The sequence below is a fragment of the Streptomyces sp. NPDC001927 genome (assembly GCF_053594455.1).
On sequence record NZ_JBSFEN010000004.1, the window covers coordinates 396,528 to 413,067 of the forward strand.

15 protein-coding genes and 1 tRNA gene are annotated in these 16,540 nt (G+C 69.8%); 7 read left to right on the forward strand and 9 right to left on the reverse strand.

Translation table 11 applies throughout. The features are described from left to right. The first annotated feature begins 216 nt into the window (after positions 1–216). Complete coding sequence (locus ACWCO8_RS12400; protein ID WP_451032198.1) at positions 217–663, forward strand: MarR family winged helix-turn-helix transcriptional regulator; 447 nt, start codon at positions 217–219, stop codon at positions 661–663. A gap of 53 nt (positions 664–716) precedes the next feature. On the opposite strand, the gene ACWCO8_RS12405 is transcribed toward ACWCO8_RS12400, so the two are convergent. The 3 genes from ACWCO8_RS12405 to ACWCO8_RS12415 all read right to left on the reverse strand — a co-directional run bounded on the left by ACWCO8_RS12405 (position 717) and on the right by ACWCO8_RS12415 (position 3,403). Further along, positions 717–1,376 carry a response regulator transcription factor gene (locus tag ACWCO8_RS12405; RefSeq protein ID WP_362005462.1) on the reverse strand — a complete coding sequence of 220 codons (660 nt, stop codon included), beginning with the start codon at positions 1,374–1,376 and terminating at the stop codon, positions 717–719. A gap of 39 nt (positions 1,377–1,415) precedes the next feature. Then, positions 1,416–3,098: a sensor histidine kinase gene (locus tag ACWCO8_RS12410; protein WP_362006123.1), complete on the reverse strand. Its 1,683-nt coding sequence runs from the start codon at positions 3,096–3,098 to the stop codon at positions 1,416–1,418. A 218-nt stretch (positions 3,099–3,316) separates the two neighbouring features. Continuing rightward, positions 3,317–3,403, reverse strand: a tRNA-Leu gene (locus ACWCO8_RS12415). A gap of 504 nt (positions 3,404–3,907) precedes the next feature. Between ACWCO8_RS12415 and ACWCO8_RS12420 the strand changes: the two genes are divergently transcribed. The 6 genes from ACWCO8_RS12420 to pknB all read left to right on the forward strand — a co-directional run bounded on the left by ACWCO8_RS12420 (position 3,908) and on the right by pknB (position 12,053). Continuing rightward, positions 3,908–4,804, forward strand: a complete 897-nt coding sequence (locus tag ACWCO8_RS12420) for an FhaA domain-containing protein (protein WP_451032199.1) — start codon at positions 3,908–3,910, stop codon at positions 4,802–4,804. Positions 4,805–4,814: 10 nt separating this feature from the next. Further along, on the forward strand, positions 4,815–5,336 hold the full coding sequence (locus tag ACWCO8_RS12425; RefSeq protein WP_362005457.1) for an FHA domain-containing protein FhaB/FipA: 522 nt from the start codon (positions 4,815–4,817) through the stop codon (positions 5,334–5,336). A 170-nt stretch (positions 5,337–5,506) separates the two neighbouring features. After that, on the forward strand, positions 5,507–7,006 hold the full coding sequence (locus ACWCO8_RS12430) for a Stp1/IreP family PP2C-type Ser/Thr phosphatase (protein WP_451032200.1): 1,500 nt from the start codon (positions 5,507–5,509) through the stop codon (positions 7,004–7,006). Between the two features lie 26 nt (positions 7,007–7,032). Further along, entirely contained in the window at positions 7,033–8,442 is a 1,410-nt protein-coding gene (locus ACWCO8_RS12435) for an FtsW/RodA/SpoVE family cell cycle protein (RefSeq protein WP_362005452.1), read from the forward strand. Further along, positions 8,439–9,905, forward strand: coding sequence for a peptidoglycan D,D-transpeptidase FtsI family protein (locus ACWCO8_RS12440; protein WP_451032201.1), 1,467 nt, complete (start codon positions 8,439–8,441; stop codon positions 9,903–9,905). The genes ACWCO8_RS12435 and ACWCO8_RS12440 overlap by 4 nt, the downstream gene beginning before the upstream one ends. Positions 9,906–10,058: 153 nt before the next feature. Then, positions 10,059–12,053 (forward strand): Stk1 family PASTA domain-containing Ser/Thr kinase, encoded by a 1,995-nt coding sequence (gene pknB, locus ACWCO8_RS12445; protein ID WP_451032202.1) that lies wholly within the window; start codon positions 10,059–10,061, stop codon positions 12,051–12,053. A gap of 94 nt (positions 12,054–12,147) precedes the next feature. Here pknB and ACWCO8_RS12450 read toward each other — a convergent pair whose 3' ends face one another. The 6 genes from ACWCO8_RS12450 to ACWCO8_RS12475 all read right to left on the reverse strand — a co-directional run bounded on the left by ACWCO8_RS12450 (position 12,148) and on the right by ACWCO8_RS12475 (position 16,452). Beyond that, positions 12,148–12,822 carry a class E sortase gene (locus ACWCO8_RS12450; protein WP_362005443.1) on the reverse strand — a complete coding sequence of 225 codons (675 nt, stop codon included), beginning with the start codon at positions 12,820–12,822 and terminating at the stop codon, positions 12,148–12,150. Positions 12,823–12,867: 45 nt separating this feature from the next. Next, the gene (locus ACWCO8_RS12455) at positions 12,868–14,121 is read right to left on the reverse strand and encodes a class E sortase (protein WP_451032203.1); all 1,254 of its coding nucleotides are present in this window, start codon (positions 14,119–14,121) and stop codon (positions 12,868–12,870) included. After that, positions 14,118–14,756 carry an aminodeoxychorismate/anthranilate synthase component II gene (locus tag ACWCO8_RS12460; RefSeq protein ID WP_451032204.1) on the reverse strand — a complete coding sequence of 213 codons (639 nt, stop codon included), beginning with the start codon at positions 14,754–14,756 and terminating at the stop codon, positions 14,118–14,120. Before ACWCO8_RS12460 ends, ACWCO8_RS12455 begins: the two co-directional genes overlap by 4 nt. Continuing rightward, positions 14,753–14,914: a hypothetical protein gene (locus ACWCO8_RS12465; protein WP_362005436.1), complete on the reverse strand. Its 162-nt coding sequence runs from the start codon at positions 14,912–14,914 to the stop codon at positions 14,753–14,755. Before ACWCO8_RS12465 ends, ACWCO8_RS12460 begins: the two co-directional genes overlap by 4 nt. A 64-nt stretch (positions 14,915–14,978) precedes the next feature. Further along, the gene (locus ACWCO8_RS12470; RefSeq protein ID WP_451032205.1) at positions 14,979–15,656 is read right to left on the reverse strand and encodes a class E sortase; all 678 of its coding nucleotides are present in this window, start codon (positions 15,654–15,656) and stop codon (positions 14,979–14,981) included. Between the two features lie 28 nt (positions 15,657–15,684). Then, complete coding sequence (locus ACWCO8_RS12475; protein WP_451032206.1) at positions 15,685–16,452, reverse strand: DUF881 domain-containing protein; 768 nt, start codon at positions 16,450–16,452, stop codon at positions 15,685–15,687. Positions 16,453–16,540 lie beyond the last annotated feature (88 nt).

Below are 16,540 nucleotides of genomic sequence, written 5' to 3' on the forward strand. Positions count from 1 at the left end.
GGTGAGCAGATGTCCGAGCACGTGGCGCAGTGCGCCCGCCGGCGCCGATCCCGCGGGCGCGGGCGCAGTGCCGGGCGCGGATGGGAGTCCTGCGGACACCGAGCACCTCCATGGTTGGCTTTTACAACTGAATGCGCATGCACCATACACCTAAATGGCGGTTGTACTCTACAACTGAACCCTGGCAGAAGCTGTGAACGATCCCCGGAGCGCACCATGACCGACGGCGACGACCCGCGCGAGGCCTCCGTCGACACCATCCAGCGCGAGCTGACAGCCTTCGCCCGCCGCGCCCGCGCCGCGGCCGCCCGGCTCCACCCGGATCTGCCGCTCGTCTCGTACACCCTGCTCGCCCACATCGACGACCAGCAGGGCTGCCGGGCGACCGACCTCGCCGCCCACTACCTGCTGGACAAGTCGACGGTCAGCCGCCAGATCGGCGGCCTGGAGAAGCTCGGCCTGGTCGAGCGCCGACCGGACCCGGACGACCACCGGGTCCAGGTCCTCCATCCCACCGAGGCGGGCAGTCGCGTCCTGGCCGCCACCCAGGCGAGCCGGCACGCCGCCTACCAGGAGCGCCTGAAGGACTGGCCGGCCGACGACCTCGCCCGCTTCGCCTCGTACCTGCTCCGCTACAACGCCGCCGGCACCGCAGGCCGCTGAAGCCCGGCGCCCAGAGCCCGGCGCCTAGGCCCCGACCCCCAAAAGCCCGCCCCCTAAAGCCCGGCGTCGCGTGCCAGCAGCGCCGCCTGGACGCGGTTCTCGCAGCCCAGCTTCGCCAGGATCCGGCTGACGTACGTCTTCACGGTGGCCTCGCTCATGTGCAGGCGCCGTCCCGCGTCCGCGTTGGACAGCCCCTCGCCGAGGAGAGCGAGGACCTCGCGCTCCTTCTCGCTGAGCGCCGCCACCCGCCCCCTGGCCTGCTCGGCGCGCGCCACCTCACGGCCCGAGGCCAGTTGCTCCACCACGTGCCGGGTGGCGGCGGGCGAGAGATACGCGTCACCCGCCGCCGCGGCCCGTACGGCGCGGATCAGCTCGGCCGGTGCCGTGTCCTTGAGCAGGAACCCGGCGCCGCCGTGCTCCAGGGCCCGCAGCACGTTCTCCCGCTCGCCGAAGGTCGTCAGCACGATGACCCGCGTCGAGGGCGCCACCCGGCGCAGCTCCGGCAGGGCGGACAGTCCGTCGAGCACGGGCATCTGGATGTCGAGCAGCACCACGTCGGCGGCGTGCGCGCGCACGTGCTCGATGGCCTCCCGGCCGTTCGCCGCCTCCGCGACCACCTCGATGTCCTCGTCCGAGGTGAGGATCATCCTGATCCCGGCCCTGATCAGCGGCTCGTCGTCGGCGACCACGACCCTGATGCGCTGCCCTGCCACAGCTACTCCCCAACGGCTACCGGTTCGGGCGGGTCAGCGTTAGCGCTTGACCTCGTACGACTTCTTCTCGATCAGCTTGCCGTCCTTGAAGCAGAACCGGAAAACCGGCTCGGTCTCCACCTGTTCTCCCACCTCCGACGACATGAGCACCAGGCACTTCGATCCCTCGGGCTCCTCGGGTCCCTTGCCGTGCAGTCCGGTGGTCGTGATGGTGTCGCCGGACGGCAGCTGGTCGCGGACGTCCTTCTCCGCCGCCCCGACCTTTATCGCGTCGTACTCGGCCGGGTCGATCATGCCCTTCTCCAGCGATCCGACCAGGAAGTAGAGACCGAAGCCGCCCGCGACGAGCAGCAGCACCAGGGCCGCGAACGCGATGCCGCATCCCAGCGCGACCCCGCTGCCCGTGCTCCTGTTCCTTCCCCCGTGCACCGCCATCGCCAGCTCCCGTTCCGTGAAGGTCCAGTCGGCCTGTCCGACCTGGACGGCACCACGGTGGCCCACGCGGAGATACGGCGACTGCTGCCGGAAGTCGTCGGCCGCATCGACCAAAGGCGCTGCTTCCACCACCCCGTAGGGCAGCATCCCGGCGACCCGGAACCCCCCGCCGTCCGCCGGCCCCGCGTGGACGATGCCGCCGACGAGCCGGGCCCGCTCGTGCAGCCCGGTCAGCCCCTGGCCGCCGCTGACCACGTCCTCCGGGGCCTTCTCGGCCGACTCGTTGACGATCTCCACGACCAGGGAGTCCGGCTCGTACCGCAGTTCCACGTCGATGAGCGCGCCCGGCGCATGCTTGTAGGCGTTGGTCAGCGCCTCCTGCACGATCCGGTACGCGGCGTGGTCGGCGGCCGGCGGCAGCGGCCGGTGGTCCCCGCTCCACCGCAGCTCCACCCGGTTCCCCGCGGCCCGGGCCGTCTCGACGAGCCCCTCGATACCGGCGGTCCCCCGTGCCGCCCGTCCCGAGCTGTCGCCCGCCCCCGCGGGCAGGGCCGCGGTCTCCGCACCGGCGTGGACGCCGTCGCGCAGGATGCCGACGACCTCACGCAGCTCGTGCATCGCGGTCACCGACGCGTTGCGCAGGACCCCCACGGCCTCCCGCTGGCGGTCGGTCAGCTCCCGGTCGACCTCCAGGGCCCCGGTGTGGACCGCGATCAGCGCGAGCTGGTGCCCGAGGCTGTCGTGCATGTCCTGGGCGATCCGCTGCCGTTCGAGGAGCCGCGCCTGCCCGACCACCATGGCGCGCTCGCGCAGGAGCTGGGCGTTGCCCTCCTGCAGGGCGTGCAGCAGGGTCCTGCGCTGTGTCCAGTACCGGTTGGCGAGGCCGGGCGCCAGGGTCGTCGCGAGGAAGTAGAGCGTCGACATGAAGACGACGGTCAGCGTCCGGTGCAGGTCCCAGATGTCGATCAGGCTCGTCGAGATGTTCAGTACGTACGCGACGGTGTAGGCGATCAGCGCCCGCCCGGCGCCGGCGATGTACCGGCCCGAGGACCAGCCGACGAGTATCAGCAGGACGAGGTAGCCGGGCACGACGGGTGCCAAGGCCGCGGTGACGATGAGCACAGTCCCGGGCAGCCTTCGACGCAGCAGCGACAGCACGGCGGCCCCCAGGCCCACCCACGCCAGCCGCCAGCCCTCGCCGCCCAGCAGTTCCTCGGTCCCGGCGGCGAGCAGCCCCATCACGAGGGCGAGCACCACCTCGCCGGCGGTCCTGCGCCTCGACCACATCCCGGGCGCCGTGAACCAGTCCCACGCGGCGCCGGCCCCTGCCCTGGTCTTCGCCCTGATCTTCGAAGTCGCGTCCACGCTCGCACCTTAGGCAGCGGCCCGTGCCGCCCGCGGCCCTCTTTCGTCGCGCCCCGCATCGACGAACGTCGCATTCCTCACACCGCGCCGTGCGACAACGCGGAAGCCCCGTAGGTCGATGACCTACGGGGCTTCCGTACTGGTGCGCGAGGGGGGAGTTGAACCCCCACGCCCTTGCGGGCACTGGAACCTGAATCCAGCGCGTCTGCCTATTCCGCCACCCGCGCATTGGGTGTGCTCCGGGCTCCCTCACCGCTGTTTTCGGTGCGATCGCCTGGCGACATCTGAAGATTAGCACGTCGCGGACGGTGGATTCACATCCGTTGTTTGACCCCCCGCCCGAGCGAACAGGGACAGTGGGAGACGGGCCGACGGACCTCACGGGAGGCCCGGCGGGCAGACCGGCGAGAGAAGCCGGCGAGAGAAGGAGGAAGCGACGGGCAGCCCGGGGCGAGGAGAAGACGGACGCCCCAGGGCGGGGAGAAGAAGAGACGAAGAGTGGACGGGTAACGGGAGGAACGGGACGGACCGCACCCACCGCGCGGCCCCACTCCTCCTGCTCGCTCGCCGGGTGCGGGACACTGTCCAGGGGCCGCCTCTACGATCCGTGGGGAAAGCCTGTGAGAGGTGACACTCGTCCACAGGGCAGAGAAGGGGAACCAGCCGATTTCCCGACGCGTGGATACGATCAGTAAGCAGTACCAGGACGACAACGACGGAGGAGGTGCCCCATGGGAGTCCTGAAGCGTTTCGAACAGCGGCTCGAAGGTCTGGTCAACGGCACCTTCGCCAAGGTCTTCAAGTCCGAGGTCCAGCCCGTCGAGATCGCGGGCGCTCTCCAGCGCGAGTGCGACAACAACGCGACGATCTGGAACCGCGAGCGGACCGTCGTCCCCAACGACTTCATCGTCGAGCTGAGCACGCCCGACTTCGAGCGTCTCAGCCCGTACTCGGGCCAGCTCGGCGACGAGCTCGCCGGCCTGGTCCGCGACTACGCCAAGCAGCAGCGGTACACCTTCATGGGCCCGATCAAGGTCCACCTGGAGAAGGCCGACGACCTCGACACCGGTCTGTACCGCGTGCGCAGCCGCACGCTCGCGTCGAGTTCGTCACAGCAGCAGGCGCCCGCCGCGGGCCCCCAGCAGGGCGGCCAGGCACCGGGCGGCTACGGCTACCCCCCGGTCGGCGCTCCGCCGATGCCCGCGGCCCCGCCGCCGGGCGCGGGCGGCGCCCAGCGCCCCGGCGCGCCCGGCCAGGCAGGGCATGCTCCGGGTCACGCACCCGGCCAGGCGCCCGCCGGCCGTCCCACGGCCGGTGGCCCCGGCCCCATGCCTTCCTCCGGCGCCCAGGTGCGCCGGTGGATCGAGATCAACGGCACCCGCCATCAGATCTCCCGCCCGACTCTGGTCCTTGGCCGCAGCACCGACGCGGACGTGAGGATCGACGATCCCGGCGTCTCCCGCCGGCACTGCGAGATCCGGACCGGAACGCCCTCGACGATCCAGGATCTCGGATCCACCAACGGCATCGTGGTGGACGGGCAGCACACCACCCGCGCTACGCTCCGCGACGGCTCGCGGATCGTCGTGGGCAGCACCACCATCGTTTACCGGCAAGCCGAAGGGTGAAGCGGGGGCAATGTCAGAGCTGACCCTGACGGTCATGCGGCTGGGTTTCCTGGCCGTTCTGTGGCTGTTCGTGATCGTGGCCGTCCAGGTCATTCGGAGCGACCTGTTCGGCACGCGTGTCACGCAGCGCGGTTCGCGCCGCCAGGACGCCCGTCCGCAGCAGAACACGCGCCAGGCGGCCCAGCCGCCGCAGCAGCGTGGCCAGCAGAGCGGGGGTGGCGGCCGACAGCGCCGCGGCGCCCCGACCAAACTCGTCGTCTCCGAGGGGACGCTGACCGGCACGACGGTCGCCCTGCAGGGGCAGACCATCACGCTGGGCCGCGCCCACGACTCGACGATCGTGCTGGACGACGACTACGCCTCCAGCAGGCACGCGAGGATCTACCCGGACCGGGACGGCCAGTGGATCGTCGAGGATCTCGGGTCCACCAACGGCACGTATCTCGACCGGAACCGGCTCACCACCGCCACGCCGATTCCGCTGGGCGCGCCGATCCGCATCGGCAAGACCGTCATCGAGCTGCGGAAGTAGTGCTACGTCATGTATGAGTGCGAGCGGAGCGAGCGGGCCGGGGCGGTCCCCACGACGGACCGCGCGGCGGACCGTCGGGTCCGTACCGCGTACCGGCTCCCGACCGGAGGGTGGGCAGTGTGGCTCGAGACCGGCTGTACCCCGAGGCGACGCCGACAGGGCAGGTGCGCATGAGCCTGTCACTGCGCTTCGCCGCCGGGTCGCACAAGGGCATGATCCGCGAGGGCAACGAGGACTCCGGCTACGCCGGTCCGCGGCTGCTCGCCATCGCCGACGGCATGGGCGGCCAGGCCGCCGGTGAGGTCGCCTCCTCCGAGGTGATCTCGACCCTGGTCACCCTCGACGACGACGTCCCGAGCTCCGACATCCTCACGTCGCTCGGCGCCGCGGTGCAGCGGGCCAACGACCAGCTGCGGATGATGGTCGAGGAGGACCCCCAGCTGGAGGGTATGGGCACCACGCTCACCGCCCTGCTGTGGACGGGCCAGCGCCTCGGCCTGGTGCACGTCGGCGACTCCCGGGCGTACCTGCTGCGGGACGGGGTGCTCACGCAGATCACCCAGGACCACACGTGGGTGCAGCGGCTCGTCGACGAGGGCCGGATCACCGAGGAAGAGGCCACGACCCACCCGCAGCGCTCGCTCCTGATGCGTGCGCTCGGCAGCGGTGACCATGTCGAGCCGGATCTGTCGATCCGTGAGGTCCGGGCCGGCGACCGGTATCTGATCTGCTCCGACGGGCTGTCCGGAGTCGTCTCTCACCAGACGATGGAGGACACCCTCGCCAGCTACCAGGGCCCGCAGGAGACCGTGCAGGAGCTGATCCAGCTCGCGCTGCGCGGCGGCGGCCCCGACAACATCACCGTGATCGTCGCCGACGTCCTCGACGTCGACGGCGGCGACACCCTCGCCGGTCAGCTCAGCGACACCCCGGTCATCGTCGGCGCGGTCGCCGAGAACCAGGTGCAGCAGGCCGACGGCGGGGCGATGCAGACCCCGGCCGGCCGGGCCTCCGGCCTGGGCCGCACGGCGCCGCACCAACAGCCCTCCGGCGGGCAGCCGCCCCAGGGCTTCGGCCCGCCCGGCAGCGGCGACGACCACGGCTACGGCGGGATGCCGCCGCAGGGCTCCTTCGGGACGTACACGGACGAGGACTTCGAGAAGTTCGAGAAGCCGCGGACCGGCCTGAAGTGGCTGAAGCGGATCTTCTTCCTGGGCCTCGCGGTCGGCGTCGTCGGCGGCGGTCTGTACGGCGGCTGGCGCTGGACGCAGACGCAGTACTACGTCGGTTCCAAGGACCAGCACGTCGCGCTGTACCAGGGCATCAGCCAGGACCTGGCGTGGGTCTCGCTGTCGGAGGTGGAGAAGGACCACCCCGAGATCGAACTCAAGTACCTGCCGGAGTACCAGCGCAAGCAGGTCGAGGAGACCATCGCGGGCGGCAGCCTCGGCAAGGCCGAGACGAAGATCGCGGAGCTCGCCGCGCAGGCCTCGGCGTGCAAGAAGACCGAGCAGCGCCGTGAGGCCGCCGAGAAGGCCGCCGACCAGGCGAGCAAGCCGCCCGCCGACGGCTCGTCCCCCGACTCCAAGCCCAGCACAGCCGCTCCCTCCCCGGGCCCGACCCTCACGGCGGACGAGCAGAAGCTGGCCTCGAACTGCGGCAAGCAGTAAGCACCCGTAGGGGGCCTTTCACCACCATGAGCGTTGTCACCAACACGACCACCATCGGCGCGATCGAGGCGCCGAGCCGCCGGAACACCGAGCTCGCGCTGCTCGCGTTCGCCGTCGTCATCCCGGTCTTCGCGTACCTCAACGTCGGTCTGGCGATCGACGGCGAGGTGCCGTCCGGCATGCTCGGCTACGGCCTCGGCCTCGGCCTGCTCGCCACCGTCGCGCACCTCGTGGTGCGCAAGTTCGCGCCGTACGCGGACCCGCTGCTGCTGCCGCTCGCGACGTTGCTGAACGGCATGGGCCTGGTGCTGATCTGGCGGCTCGACCAGTCGCCGCGCATCATCGCGCGGTACAAGACGTTCAGCCCGGACGCCCCGAACCAGATGCTGTACTCGGCGATCGCCATCGCCATGTTCGTGGGTGTGCTGATGCTCCTGAAGGACCACCGCGTCCTGCAGCGCTACACGTACATCTCGATGGTCGCGGCGCTCGTGCTGCTGCTGCTGCCGCTGGTGCCGGGCCTCGGCGCGGACGTCTTCGGCGCCAAGATCTGGATCAGGGTCGGCGGATTCTCCATCCAGCCCGGTGAGTTCGCCAAGATCGTCCTGGCGGTGTTCTTCTCCGGCTATCTCATGGTGAAACGCGATGCGCTGGCCCTGGCCAGTCGCCGCTTCATGGGCCTCTACCTGCCCCGTGGCCGTGACCTCGGCCCGATCCTGACGATCTGGGCCGTCAGCCTCCTCATCCTGATCTTCGAGAACGACCTCGGTACGTCGCTGCTGTTCTTCGGCATGTTCGTGATCATGCTGTACGTGGCGACGGAGCGGACCAGCTGGATCGTCATGGGTCTGGCGATGTCCGTCGCCGGCGCCGTCGGTGTGGCCTCGTTCGCCGGACACGTCCAGGCCCGTGTGGACGCCTGGGCGGACCCCTTCGCCTGCGCCAAGGAGGTCGCGGCCTGCGACCAGATGACGCAGGTGCTGATGTCCTTCGGCTCCGGCGGCATCCTCGGCACCGGCCTCGGCCAGGGCAACTCCGACCTCATCGGCTTCGCCGCCAACTCCGACTTCATCTTCGCGACCGTCGGCGAAGAGCTCGGCCTGACCGGCGTGATGGTCTTCCTGCTCTTCTACGGCCTGATCATCGAGCGCGGTGTCCGCACCGCCCTGGCGGCCCGCGACCCGTTCGGCAAGCTGCTCGCGATGGGCCTCTCCGGCGCGTTCGCGCTGCAGATCTTCGTCGTCGCCGGCGGTGTGATGGGGCTCATCCCGCTGACCGGTATGACGATGCCGTTCCTCGCGTACGGCGGATCCTCCGTGATCGCCAACTGGGCCCTGATCGGCATCCTGATCCGGATCAGCGACACCGCCCGGCGCCCGGCGCCCGCCCCCGCACCGTCCCCCGACGCCGAGATGACCCAGGTGGTCCGTCCGTGAACAAGCCCCTGCGCCGGGTCGCGATCTTCTGCGGCCTGCTGGTCCTCGCCCTGCTGATCCGGGACAACTGGCTGCAGTACGTCCGCGCCGACGAGCTGAACGCGCACCCAAGCAACAAGCGGGTGCAGATCGAGCGGTACGCCAACGAGCGCGGCAACATCATCGTGGACGGCAAGCCGATCACGGGCTCGGTCGACTCCCAGGACCCGTACTACCGCTTCAAGCGCACGTACACCGACGGCCCGATGTGGGCGCCGGTGACCGGCTACGCCTCGCAGGCGTACGACGCCAACCAGATCGAGAAGATCGAGGACGGCATCCTCACCGGCAACGACGACCGGCTCTTCTTCGACCGCACCCTGTCGATGTTCACGGGTGGCAAGAAGAAGGGCGGCAACGTCGTCACGACGCTGAACGGCGCCGCCCAGAAGGCCGCCTTCGAGGGCCTCGGCAACAAGACGGGCGCCGTCGTCGCGATCGAGCCGAAGACCGGCAAGATCCTCGCGCTCGCCTCCACCCCCTCGTACGACCCCTCGACCTTCGCCGGCTACTCCGCGAAGGACGAGAAGGCCTGGGTCGCGCTGGAGGAGGACAAGAACAAGCCGAAGCTGAACCGCGCGCTGCGCGAGATCTACCCGCCCGGCTCCGTCTTCAAGGTCGTCACGGCGGCCGCGGCGCTGGAGAACGGCAAGGTCACGGACATCAACGCGCAGACGACCACGCCGGAGCCGTACAACCTGCCGACCACCCGCGTGCCGATGAAGAACCACGCGTCCGGGTGTGAGAACGCCAGCCTGAACCAGGCCATGAAGGTCTCCTGCAACTCGGTCTTCGCGAAGCTCGGCGACGAGGTCGGCCGGGACAAGATGGTCGAAATGGCCGAGAAGTTCGGTTTCAACGCCGAGCAGTTCACTCCGGTCCGCTCGGCCGCCTCGGTCTACGACAAGAAGGCCGACCGTCCCGGTAACGCGCTGTCCTCCATCGGCCAGTTCAACACCGCGACCTCGCCGCTCCAGATGGCCATGGTCACGGCCGCGATCGCCAACGACGGCAAGCTGATGAAGCCGTACATGATCGACAAGCTGGAGTCCCCGAACGTCGACGTCATCAAGCAGAACGAGCCGGAGGAGATGAGCCGCCCGGTCTCTGGGGAGACCGCGCAGAAGCTCCAGCAGATGATGGAGACCGTCGTCAGCGAGGGCACCGGCACCAACGCCGACGTCAAGATGGACGGCGTGAAGGTCGGCGGCAAGACCGGTACGGCTCAGCACGGCGACAAGAACGCCGAGCGGCCCTACGCCTGGTTCATCGCCTACGCCAAGACCGACCAGGGCTCCCCGGTCGCGGTCGCCGTCATCGTCGAGGACTCCGCCGGTACGGACCGCCAGGACATCTCCGGTGGTGGCCTGGCCGCCCCGATCGCCAAGTCCGTGATGAAGGCGGTACTGAAGAGCAGGAGCTGACCTTGCGGCCTGGCACCGGCCAGGTACCGGTCAGGTATCAGGATGCGGCCACGGGCGGATCCCCTTCCCGTGGCCGGTAGCCTTTGCGCGAACAGCACACCGCCGGACCACACACGGGTGCGGTCGGGACAGACGGAGAGGGCTGGATCAGTTATGGAAGAGCCGCGTCGCCTCGGCGGCCGGTACGAGCTGGGCTCGGTGCTCGGCCGTGGTGGCATGGCAGAGGTCTACCTCGCCCACGACACCCGGCTCGGCCGCACCGTCGCCGTGAAGACGCTGCGGGCCGACCTCGCCCGCGACCCGTCCTTCCAGGCCCGGTTCCGCCGTGAGGCCCAGTCGGCCGCCTCGCTCAACCACCCGGCGATCGTCGCGGTCTACGACACCGGCGAGGACTACGTCGACGGGGTCTCCATCCCGTACATCGTGATGGAGTACGTCGACGGCTCGACCCTCCGCGAGCTGCTGCACTCCGGGCGCAAGCTGCTGCCCGAGCGCACGCTCGAGATGACGGTCGGCATCCTCCAGGCGCTGGAGTACTCCCACCGCGCCGGCATCGTGCACCGTGACATCAAGCCGGCGAACGTCATGCTGACGCGCACCGGCCAGGTCAAGGTCATGGACTTCGGCATCGCGCGCGCCATGGGCGACGCGGGCATGACCATGACGCAGACCGCCGCGGTCATCGGCACGGCCCAGTACCTCTCCCCGGAGCAGGCCAAGGGCGAGCAGGTCGACGCCCGCTCCGACCTGTACTCCACCGGCTGCCTGCTGTACGAGCTCCTGACCGTCCGGCCGCCGTTCATCGGCGACTCCCCGGTCGCGGTCGCCTACCAGCACGTACGGGAAGAGCCGCAGCCGCCGAGCAACTTCGACCCCGAGATCACGCCCAACATGGACGCCATCGTCCTGAAGGCGCTGGTCAAGGACCCCGACTACCGCTACCAGTCCGCCGACGAGATGCGCGCCGACATCGAGGCCTGCCTCGACGGCCAGCCCGTCGCGGCCGCGGCGGCGATGGGCGCGGCGGCGTACGGCGGCGGTTACGGCAACGGCTACGGCGGCTACGCCCCGGAGGACCAGCCGACGACCGCCCTGCGCCAGGCCGACCCGGCCGGCCAGACCTCCATGCTTCCGCCGATCAACCCGGACGACGGTGGCTACGGCTACGACGACCGCCCGGACCGCCGTCGCCAGAAGAAGTCGAACACCTCGACGATCCTGCTGGTGCTCGCGGGCATCCTGGTCCTGGTCGGCGCGATCCTCATCGGTCGCTCGATCTTCGACACCAAGGAAGACCCGCAGCAGGTGACGATCCCGTCCCTGGTCGGCCACACCCTCCAGGAGGCCGAGTCCTCGGCGAAGAACGCCCAGGTCAAGGTCGCCCAGGCGAGCACCGAGCGGTGCGAGCAGCCGAAGGGCAAGATCTGCAGCCAGACGCCGGTGGCGGACGGCACGGCGAAGATGACCGTCGGCGAGACGATCTCGGTCGTCGTCTCCGAGGGCGCGCCGCAGATCGAGGTCCCGGACGTTCTCGAGAAGTCCCAGGAGAGCGCTGAGCAGCTCCTGAAGGACAAGGGCTTCAAGGTCGTCGTCAAGCAGGAGGAGTCCGACGAGGACCCGGGCAAGGTCCTGAAGCAGAGCCCGGACGGCGGCGCCAAGGCGGAGCAGAACTCCGAGGTCACGATCACGGTGGCGAAGCAGGAGAAGTCGCAGCTGCCGGATGTCACGGGCAGGAGCTACGACCAGGCCGTCCAGGACCTCAAGACGCTCGGCTTCGAGAACGTCGCCCGCCAGGACGAGGACTCTCAGCAGCCGGCCGGGACGGTCACCGGGATGACCCCGAGCGGCAACACCGACCAGCCGAAGAACGTCCAGATCACGCTGAAGGTCTCCAAGGGCCCGCAGCAGACGGCGACGACGATCCCGACGGGTCTGACGGGCAAGACGTTCGACGAGGTGAAGGCGCAGCTGGAGGCTCTCGGCCTGGTCGTGCAGCAGCAGGGCTCGGACAAGGGTGACGCCAGGGTCTTCGGCACGAACCCGCCGGAGGGCAGCCAGGTCACCACCGGCCAGACGATCACCGTCTTCTCGACGGGCGGCGGCGGTAACAACAACGGTGGCAACAACGGCGGCGGCTTCTTCGACTAGCAGCCCCACCGACGCACCAGCGCACGCACGAGAGAGCCCCGGCATCCGGAAGGATGCCGGGGCTCTCCGCGTACCCGGAACGTATGCGGTCCCGTCAGCGAAGCTCCGCCGGCGGGGTGCGGTCCGCGTCGACCTTCTCCGTGCGGACCAGTTCGCCCCAGACGATGTAGCGGAAGTCCGAGGTGTACATCGGCGTGCAGGTCGTCAGCGTGATGTAGCGGCCCGGCTTGGCCTTGCCCGATTCCTTCGGGACCGGCTGGAGGACGTCCACGTTGTACTTCGTCGTCTCCGGGAGGCTCTTGTAGACCTTGTAGACGAACCACGTGTCCTTGGACTCGAAGACGATCGAGTCGCCGTTCTTCAACTTGTGGATGTTGTGGAACTTCGCCCCGTGCCCGTCGCGGTGCGCGGCCAGCGTGAAGTTGCCCTGCTTGTCCTGCGGGAGGGCCGACTTCACGGGGTCGGTGTAGTACCCGGCGACACCGTTGTTCAGCGTCTTGCTGTCGGTGCCCTTCTTCACGAGTATCTCGCCGCCGCCCATCTTCGGGACGTGCAGGAAGCCGATGCCGTCCTTGGTGTCCAGGGCGCCGGGGCCGGCCGCCCAGTTGTCGCGGACCTGGGTGCCGTCCTTGTCGGCGGCGCGGTCGGCGAGGACGTTCGTCCACCACAGCGAGTAGACGACGAAGAGACCGAGCACCAGGCCCGCGGTGATGAGGAGTTCACCGAAGACACTGATGGCTCCGGCGATCCGGTTGCGCGCACGTGACACTGCGTCGTCCCGTCCTGAGGTGTGGGGTCGTAAGTCCGTCGGCTCTCAGCCTAGGAGCGCGTCCGGCTTTCCCTTGCTGCGCGGGCGTTCCTCGACCATCTTGCCCCACACGATCATCCGGTACGTACTGGTGAATTCGGGCGTACAGGTCGTCAGCGTGATGTAGCGACCGGGCTGCTCGAAGCCGGACTGCTTCGGCACCGGGTCGATCACCGACACGTTCGACGGCGCCGTCTGCGGCAGGATGCTCGCCATCTCGTACGTGTAGTACGCGTCCTGCGTCTCCACGACGATCGGGTCCCCGGGCTCCAACTGGTTGATGTACCGGAAGGGTTCGCCGTGGGTGTTGCGGTGCCCCGCCACCGCGAAGTTGCCCTGCCTGTCGCCTGGCATCGCCGTCTTCAGGGTGCCCTCGCTGTAGTGGCCGACCATGCCCCGGTCCAGGACCTTGGGCTTGCTGATGCCCTCGGCGACGGGGACGACCACGTCCAGTTTGGGGATGTACATGATGGCGAAGCCCTGTCCGGGCTCGAACGCGCCCGGCGCCCTGCCCTTGGACCAGGCGTCCTCGATCTGCCCCTTGGCCTGGTTCGCCTGCTGATCGGCCCGGACGTTCGTCCACCACAGCTGGTACGTGACGAAGAGCAGCATCACGACGCCGAAGGTGATGAACAGCTCGCCCACGACCCGGCTGGCGACGACGCCGACGCTCTCCTTCGCCGCCCGCGCCGCGCGCCGGGCCTCGACGCGGGACATCGGAGCGGCGGGCGTCTCGGAGTCCGGCTCGGACGCCGGACCGCCGCCCCTACGGCCCTTGCCCTTGGCCGCGCGCCTGCGTTCCGCCCTGCCGGGGCCGGCAAGCGGCGTCACGGCCGCCTCAGGCGTCCCGGCGGGCTCCACGGTCCGCAGACCCATCGTCTCGTCCCGAGGCTCGTACGCGGCCTCGTAGGGCTCCTCCGGTGCCTCGTACGGAGTCTCCGCGACGGGGGCCGGGCTCGTCGGCACGGGCTCCGGTATCGGCTCGTACGCGTACGGCTGCTGATCCGGGTACTCCTGCGACTCCGGGTACTCCTGCGCGTCCTGATACTCCTGCGCGTCCGGGTACGGCTGCTGATCCGGGTACTGCTGCTGATCCGGGTACGGCTGCTGCTCCGGGTACTGCTGCTGGTACGCGTACTCCTGCTGGTACGGGTACGCCGTCTGCTCGTACCCCGGTATCGCCTCCGGCTGCGCCGGTACGGGCTCCTGCTCGTTCTCCGGCACGTTCGTCGCCCGGAACCACGGCGACCCCGTCGTCACGCGACGGCCTTGCCCACCACCGGCGCGAGCCCCGCCGACCGGCCCACCGCCCCGTTGTCGCCGCACCGCTCCAGCCAGTTGGCGAGCATCAGGTGGCCGTGCTCCGTGAGCACCGACTCGGGGTGGAACTGGACGCCCTCGACGTCCCGTTCGCGGTGGCGCAGGCCCATGATGATGCCGTCCTCCGTGCGGGCCGTGACCTCGAGCTCGGCCGGCAGCGTCGCGGGCTCGGCGGCGAGCGAGTGGTACCGGGTCGCCGTGAACGGCGACGGCAGGCCCGCGAAGACGCCCTGGCCCTCGTGCGTGACGAGCGAGGTCTTGCCGTGCAGCAGCTCGGGGGCGCGGTCCACGACGCCGCCGTACGCCACGGCCATCGACTGCATGCCCAGGCAGACGCCGAAGACGGGCACCCCGGTCTCGGCGCAGTGGCGCACCATGTCGACACAGACACCGGCCTGTTCGGGCGCGCCAGGGCCGGGCGAGAGCAGGACGCCGTCGAAGCCGTCCTGGGCGTGGCTCAGCTCGACCTCGTCGTTGCGCAGCACTTCGCACTCGGCGCCGAGCTGGTACAGGTACTGGACGAGGTTGAAGACGAAGCTGTCGTAGTTGTCGACGACGAGAATCCGCGCGCTCACTGGCCGTCCACCGTCACATCGTTGAACGGAAGCAGAGGCTCCGCCCAGGGGAACACGTACTGGAAGAGGGCGTAGACGACCCCCAGGACGAGAACGAGTGAGATGAGGGCCCGTACCCACGCGTTGCCCGGCAGATGCCGCCAGATCCAGCCGTACATGACGTCCGCTGCCCCTTCCGTTCGTTACGGGCACCAGAGTACGGGGCGATGGATCGTTGAGGGGTCAGCCCGCCAAAGCCGGTGGCTTGCCCTGCGTCACAGGCTGGGTGGCGTCCAGGTGCGCCCAGACGATCAGCCGGTGGCTGCTGCCCCACTCCGGCTCGCAGGTGGTGAGGGTGAGATAGCGGCCCGGACCGTCGAAGCCGGACTTGCGCGGCACGGGGTCGATCACGCCGACGTCGGTGGGGACGGTGCGGTACGGGGCCCGCTCGATCCGGTACGTGTACCAGGTGGTGCCGTCGGTCAGGACGACCGCGTCACCCGGCCGCAGCCGGGGGAAGTCCTTGAACGGATCTCCGTACGTGCGCCGGTGGCCCGCCACGGAGAAGTTGCCGGTCTCGCCGAGGCGGGCGGTGGCGGCGTAGTGGCCGAGGCCCTTCTTGAGGACGCCGGGGGAGGTGCCCTCCAGGACGGGCCACTCCCAGTCCTTGCCGAGCCGCGGGACGTACATGACGGCGATGCCCCGGCCGGCCCGGTACGGCTCGGGGGGCGGCGCCGCGGTGACGGTCTCGGCGACCGGCCGGTCCACCCACTCCCGCTCCAGGCTGTCGATCTGCCCGGCCGTCGCGCTCTCGGCCTGTACGCCGGTCCAGAACATGACGTACACCACGAAGAGGACGATCACGGTCCCGACGGTGAGGCACAGCTCGCTGAACGTCCGGACGATCAGTCGCAGCGCCACCGGCCGGACCTCCCCGCAGTCAGCGCAGTCAGCTCACAGGCTTCGCGTAGTGGAGATCCACTGTGCCCGAGTAGCCGGGAAGAGTCACCGCCTTGTGCTCGTCCACTTTCCAGCCGAGCCCGTAGGCCTTCACGTACAGCCGGTAGTTCTGCACGGCCGGCGAATCGGCGAGCGCCTTGGCGAGCTTTCCCCGGTCACCCACTGCGGTGATCTTGTACGGCGGTGAGTAGACCCGGCCCTGGAGGATCAGGGTGTTGCCCACGCAGCGGACGGCGCTGGTGGAGATGAGCCGCTGGTCCATGACCTTGATGCCCTGGGCGCCGCCCTGCCAGAGCGCGTTCACGACCGCCTGGAGGTCCTGCTGGTGGATGACGAGGTCGTTGGCGCCCGGCTCGGGGTAGCCGGGAGCGGCCTGGGCGTTCGGCGGGGCGTCGTTCAGGGTGACGGTGAGGCCGGGGCCCGAGGTCTCGGTGGTCCCCGCCGCGTTCTCCAAGGCCCGCAGCCGGGCGTCCTCGGCGCTCGTGGAGCCGTCGTCGCGGGCGACGAGGGAGTCGACCTGGTCGCGCAGGGCGGCGGTGGACTCGTCCAGGCCGGCGTTCTTGTGGCTGCGTTCCTGGATCAGGTCGGAGAGCCTGAGGAGCGAGGCGTCCGTCCGGATGTTCGTACCCTTGGCAGTGTTGAAGCTGGTCACGAAGATCAGCCCGGCAAGGGCGAAGACGGCAGCGGTCAGCACCCGGACGGGGCGCCACCTGGTGGGTCGGCCCGGCCCGGAGGAAGAGTCGGCAGAATTGCTCAACGTACCCTGATCCCCTTCGGTGCCGTGGAAGCACTACGCTAACGGACGCCCGGGGGACGCAGTGGTCTCCTACGTCACCCAGCCGTCC

Bases quoted from the DNA above. Each gene is read 5' to 3' on its own strand.
- ACWCO8_RS12400 (WP_451032198.1), top strand. From the start codon at position 217: ATGACCGACGGCGACGACCCGCGCGAGGCCTCCGTCGACACCATCCAG.
- ACWCO8_RS12420 (WP_451032199.1), top strand. From the start codon at position 3,908: ATGGGAGTCCTGAAGCGTTTCGAACAGCGGCTCGAAGGTCTGGTCAAC.
- ACWCO8_RS12435 (WP_362005452.1), top strand. From the start codon at position 7,033: ATGAGCGTTGTCACCAACACGACCACCATCGGCGCGATCGAGGCGCCG.
- ACWCO8_RS12430 (WP_451032200.1), top strand. From the start codon at position 5,507: ATGAGCCTGTCACTGCGCTTCGCCGCCGGGTCGCACAAGGGCATGATC.
- ACWCO8_RS12410 (WP_362006123.1), bottom strand. From the start codon at position 3,098: ATGTGGTCGAGGCGCAGGACCGCCGGCGAGGTGGTGCTCGCCCTCGTG.
- ACWCO8_RS12425 (WP_362005457.1), top strand. From the start codon at position 4,815: ATGTCAGAGCTGACCCTGACGGTCATGCGGCTGGGTTTCCTGGCCGTT.
- ACWCO8_RS12465 (WP_362005436.1), bottom strand. From the start codon at position 14,914: ATGTACGGCTGGATCTGGCGGCATCTGCCGGGCAACGCGTGGGTACGG.
- pknB (WP_451032202.1), top strand. From the start codon at position 10,059: ATGGAAGAGCCGCGTCGCCTCGGCGGCCGGTACGAGCTGGGCTCGGTG.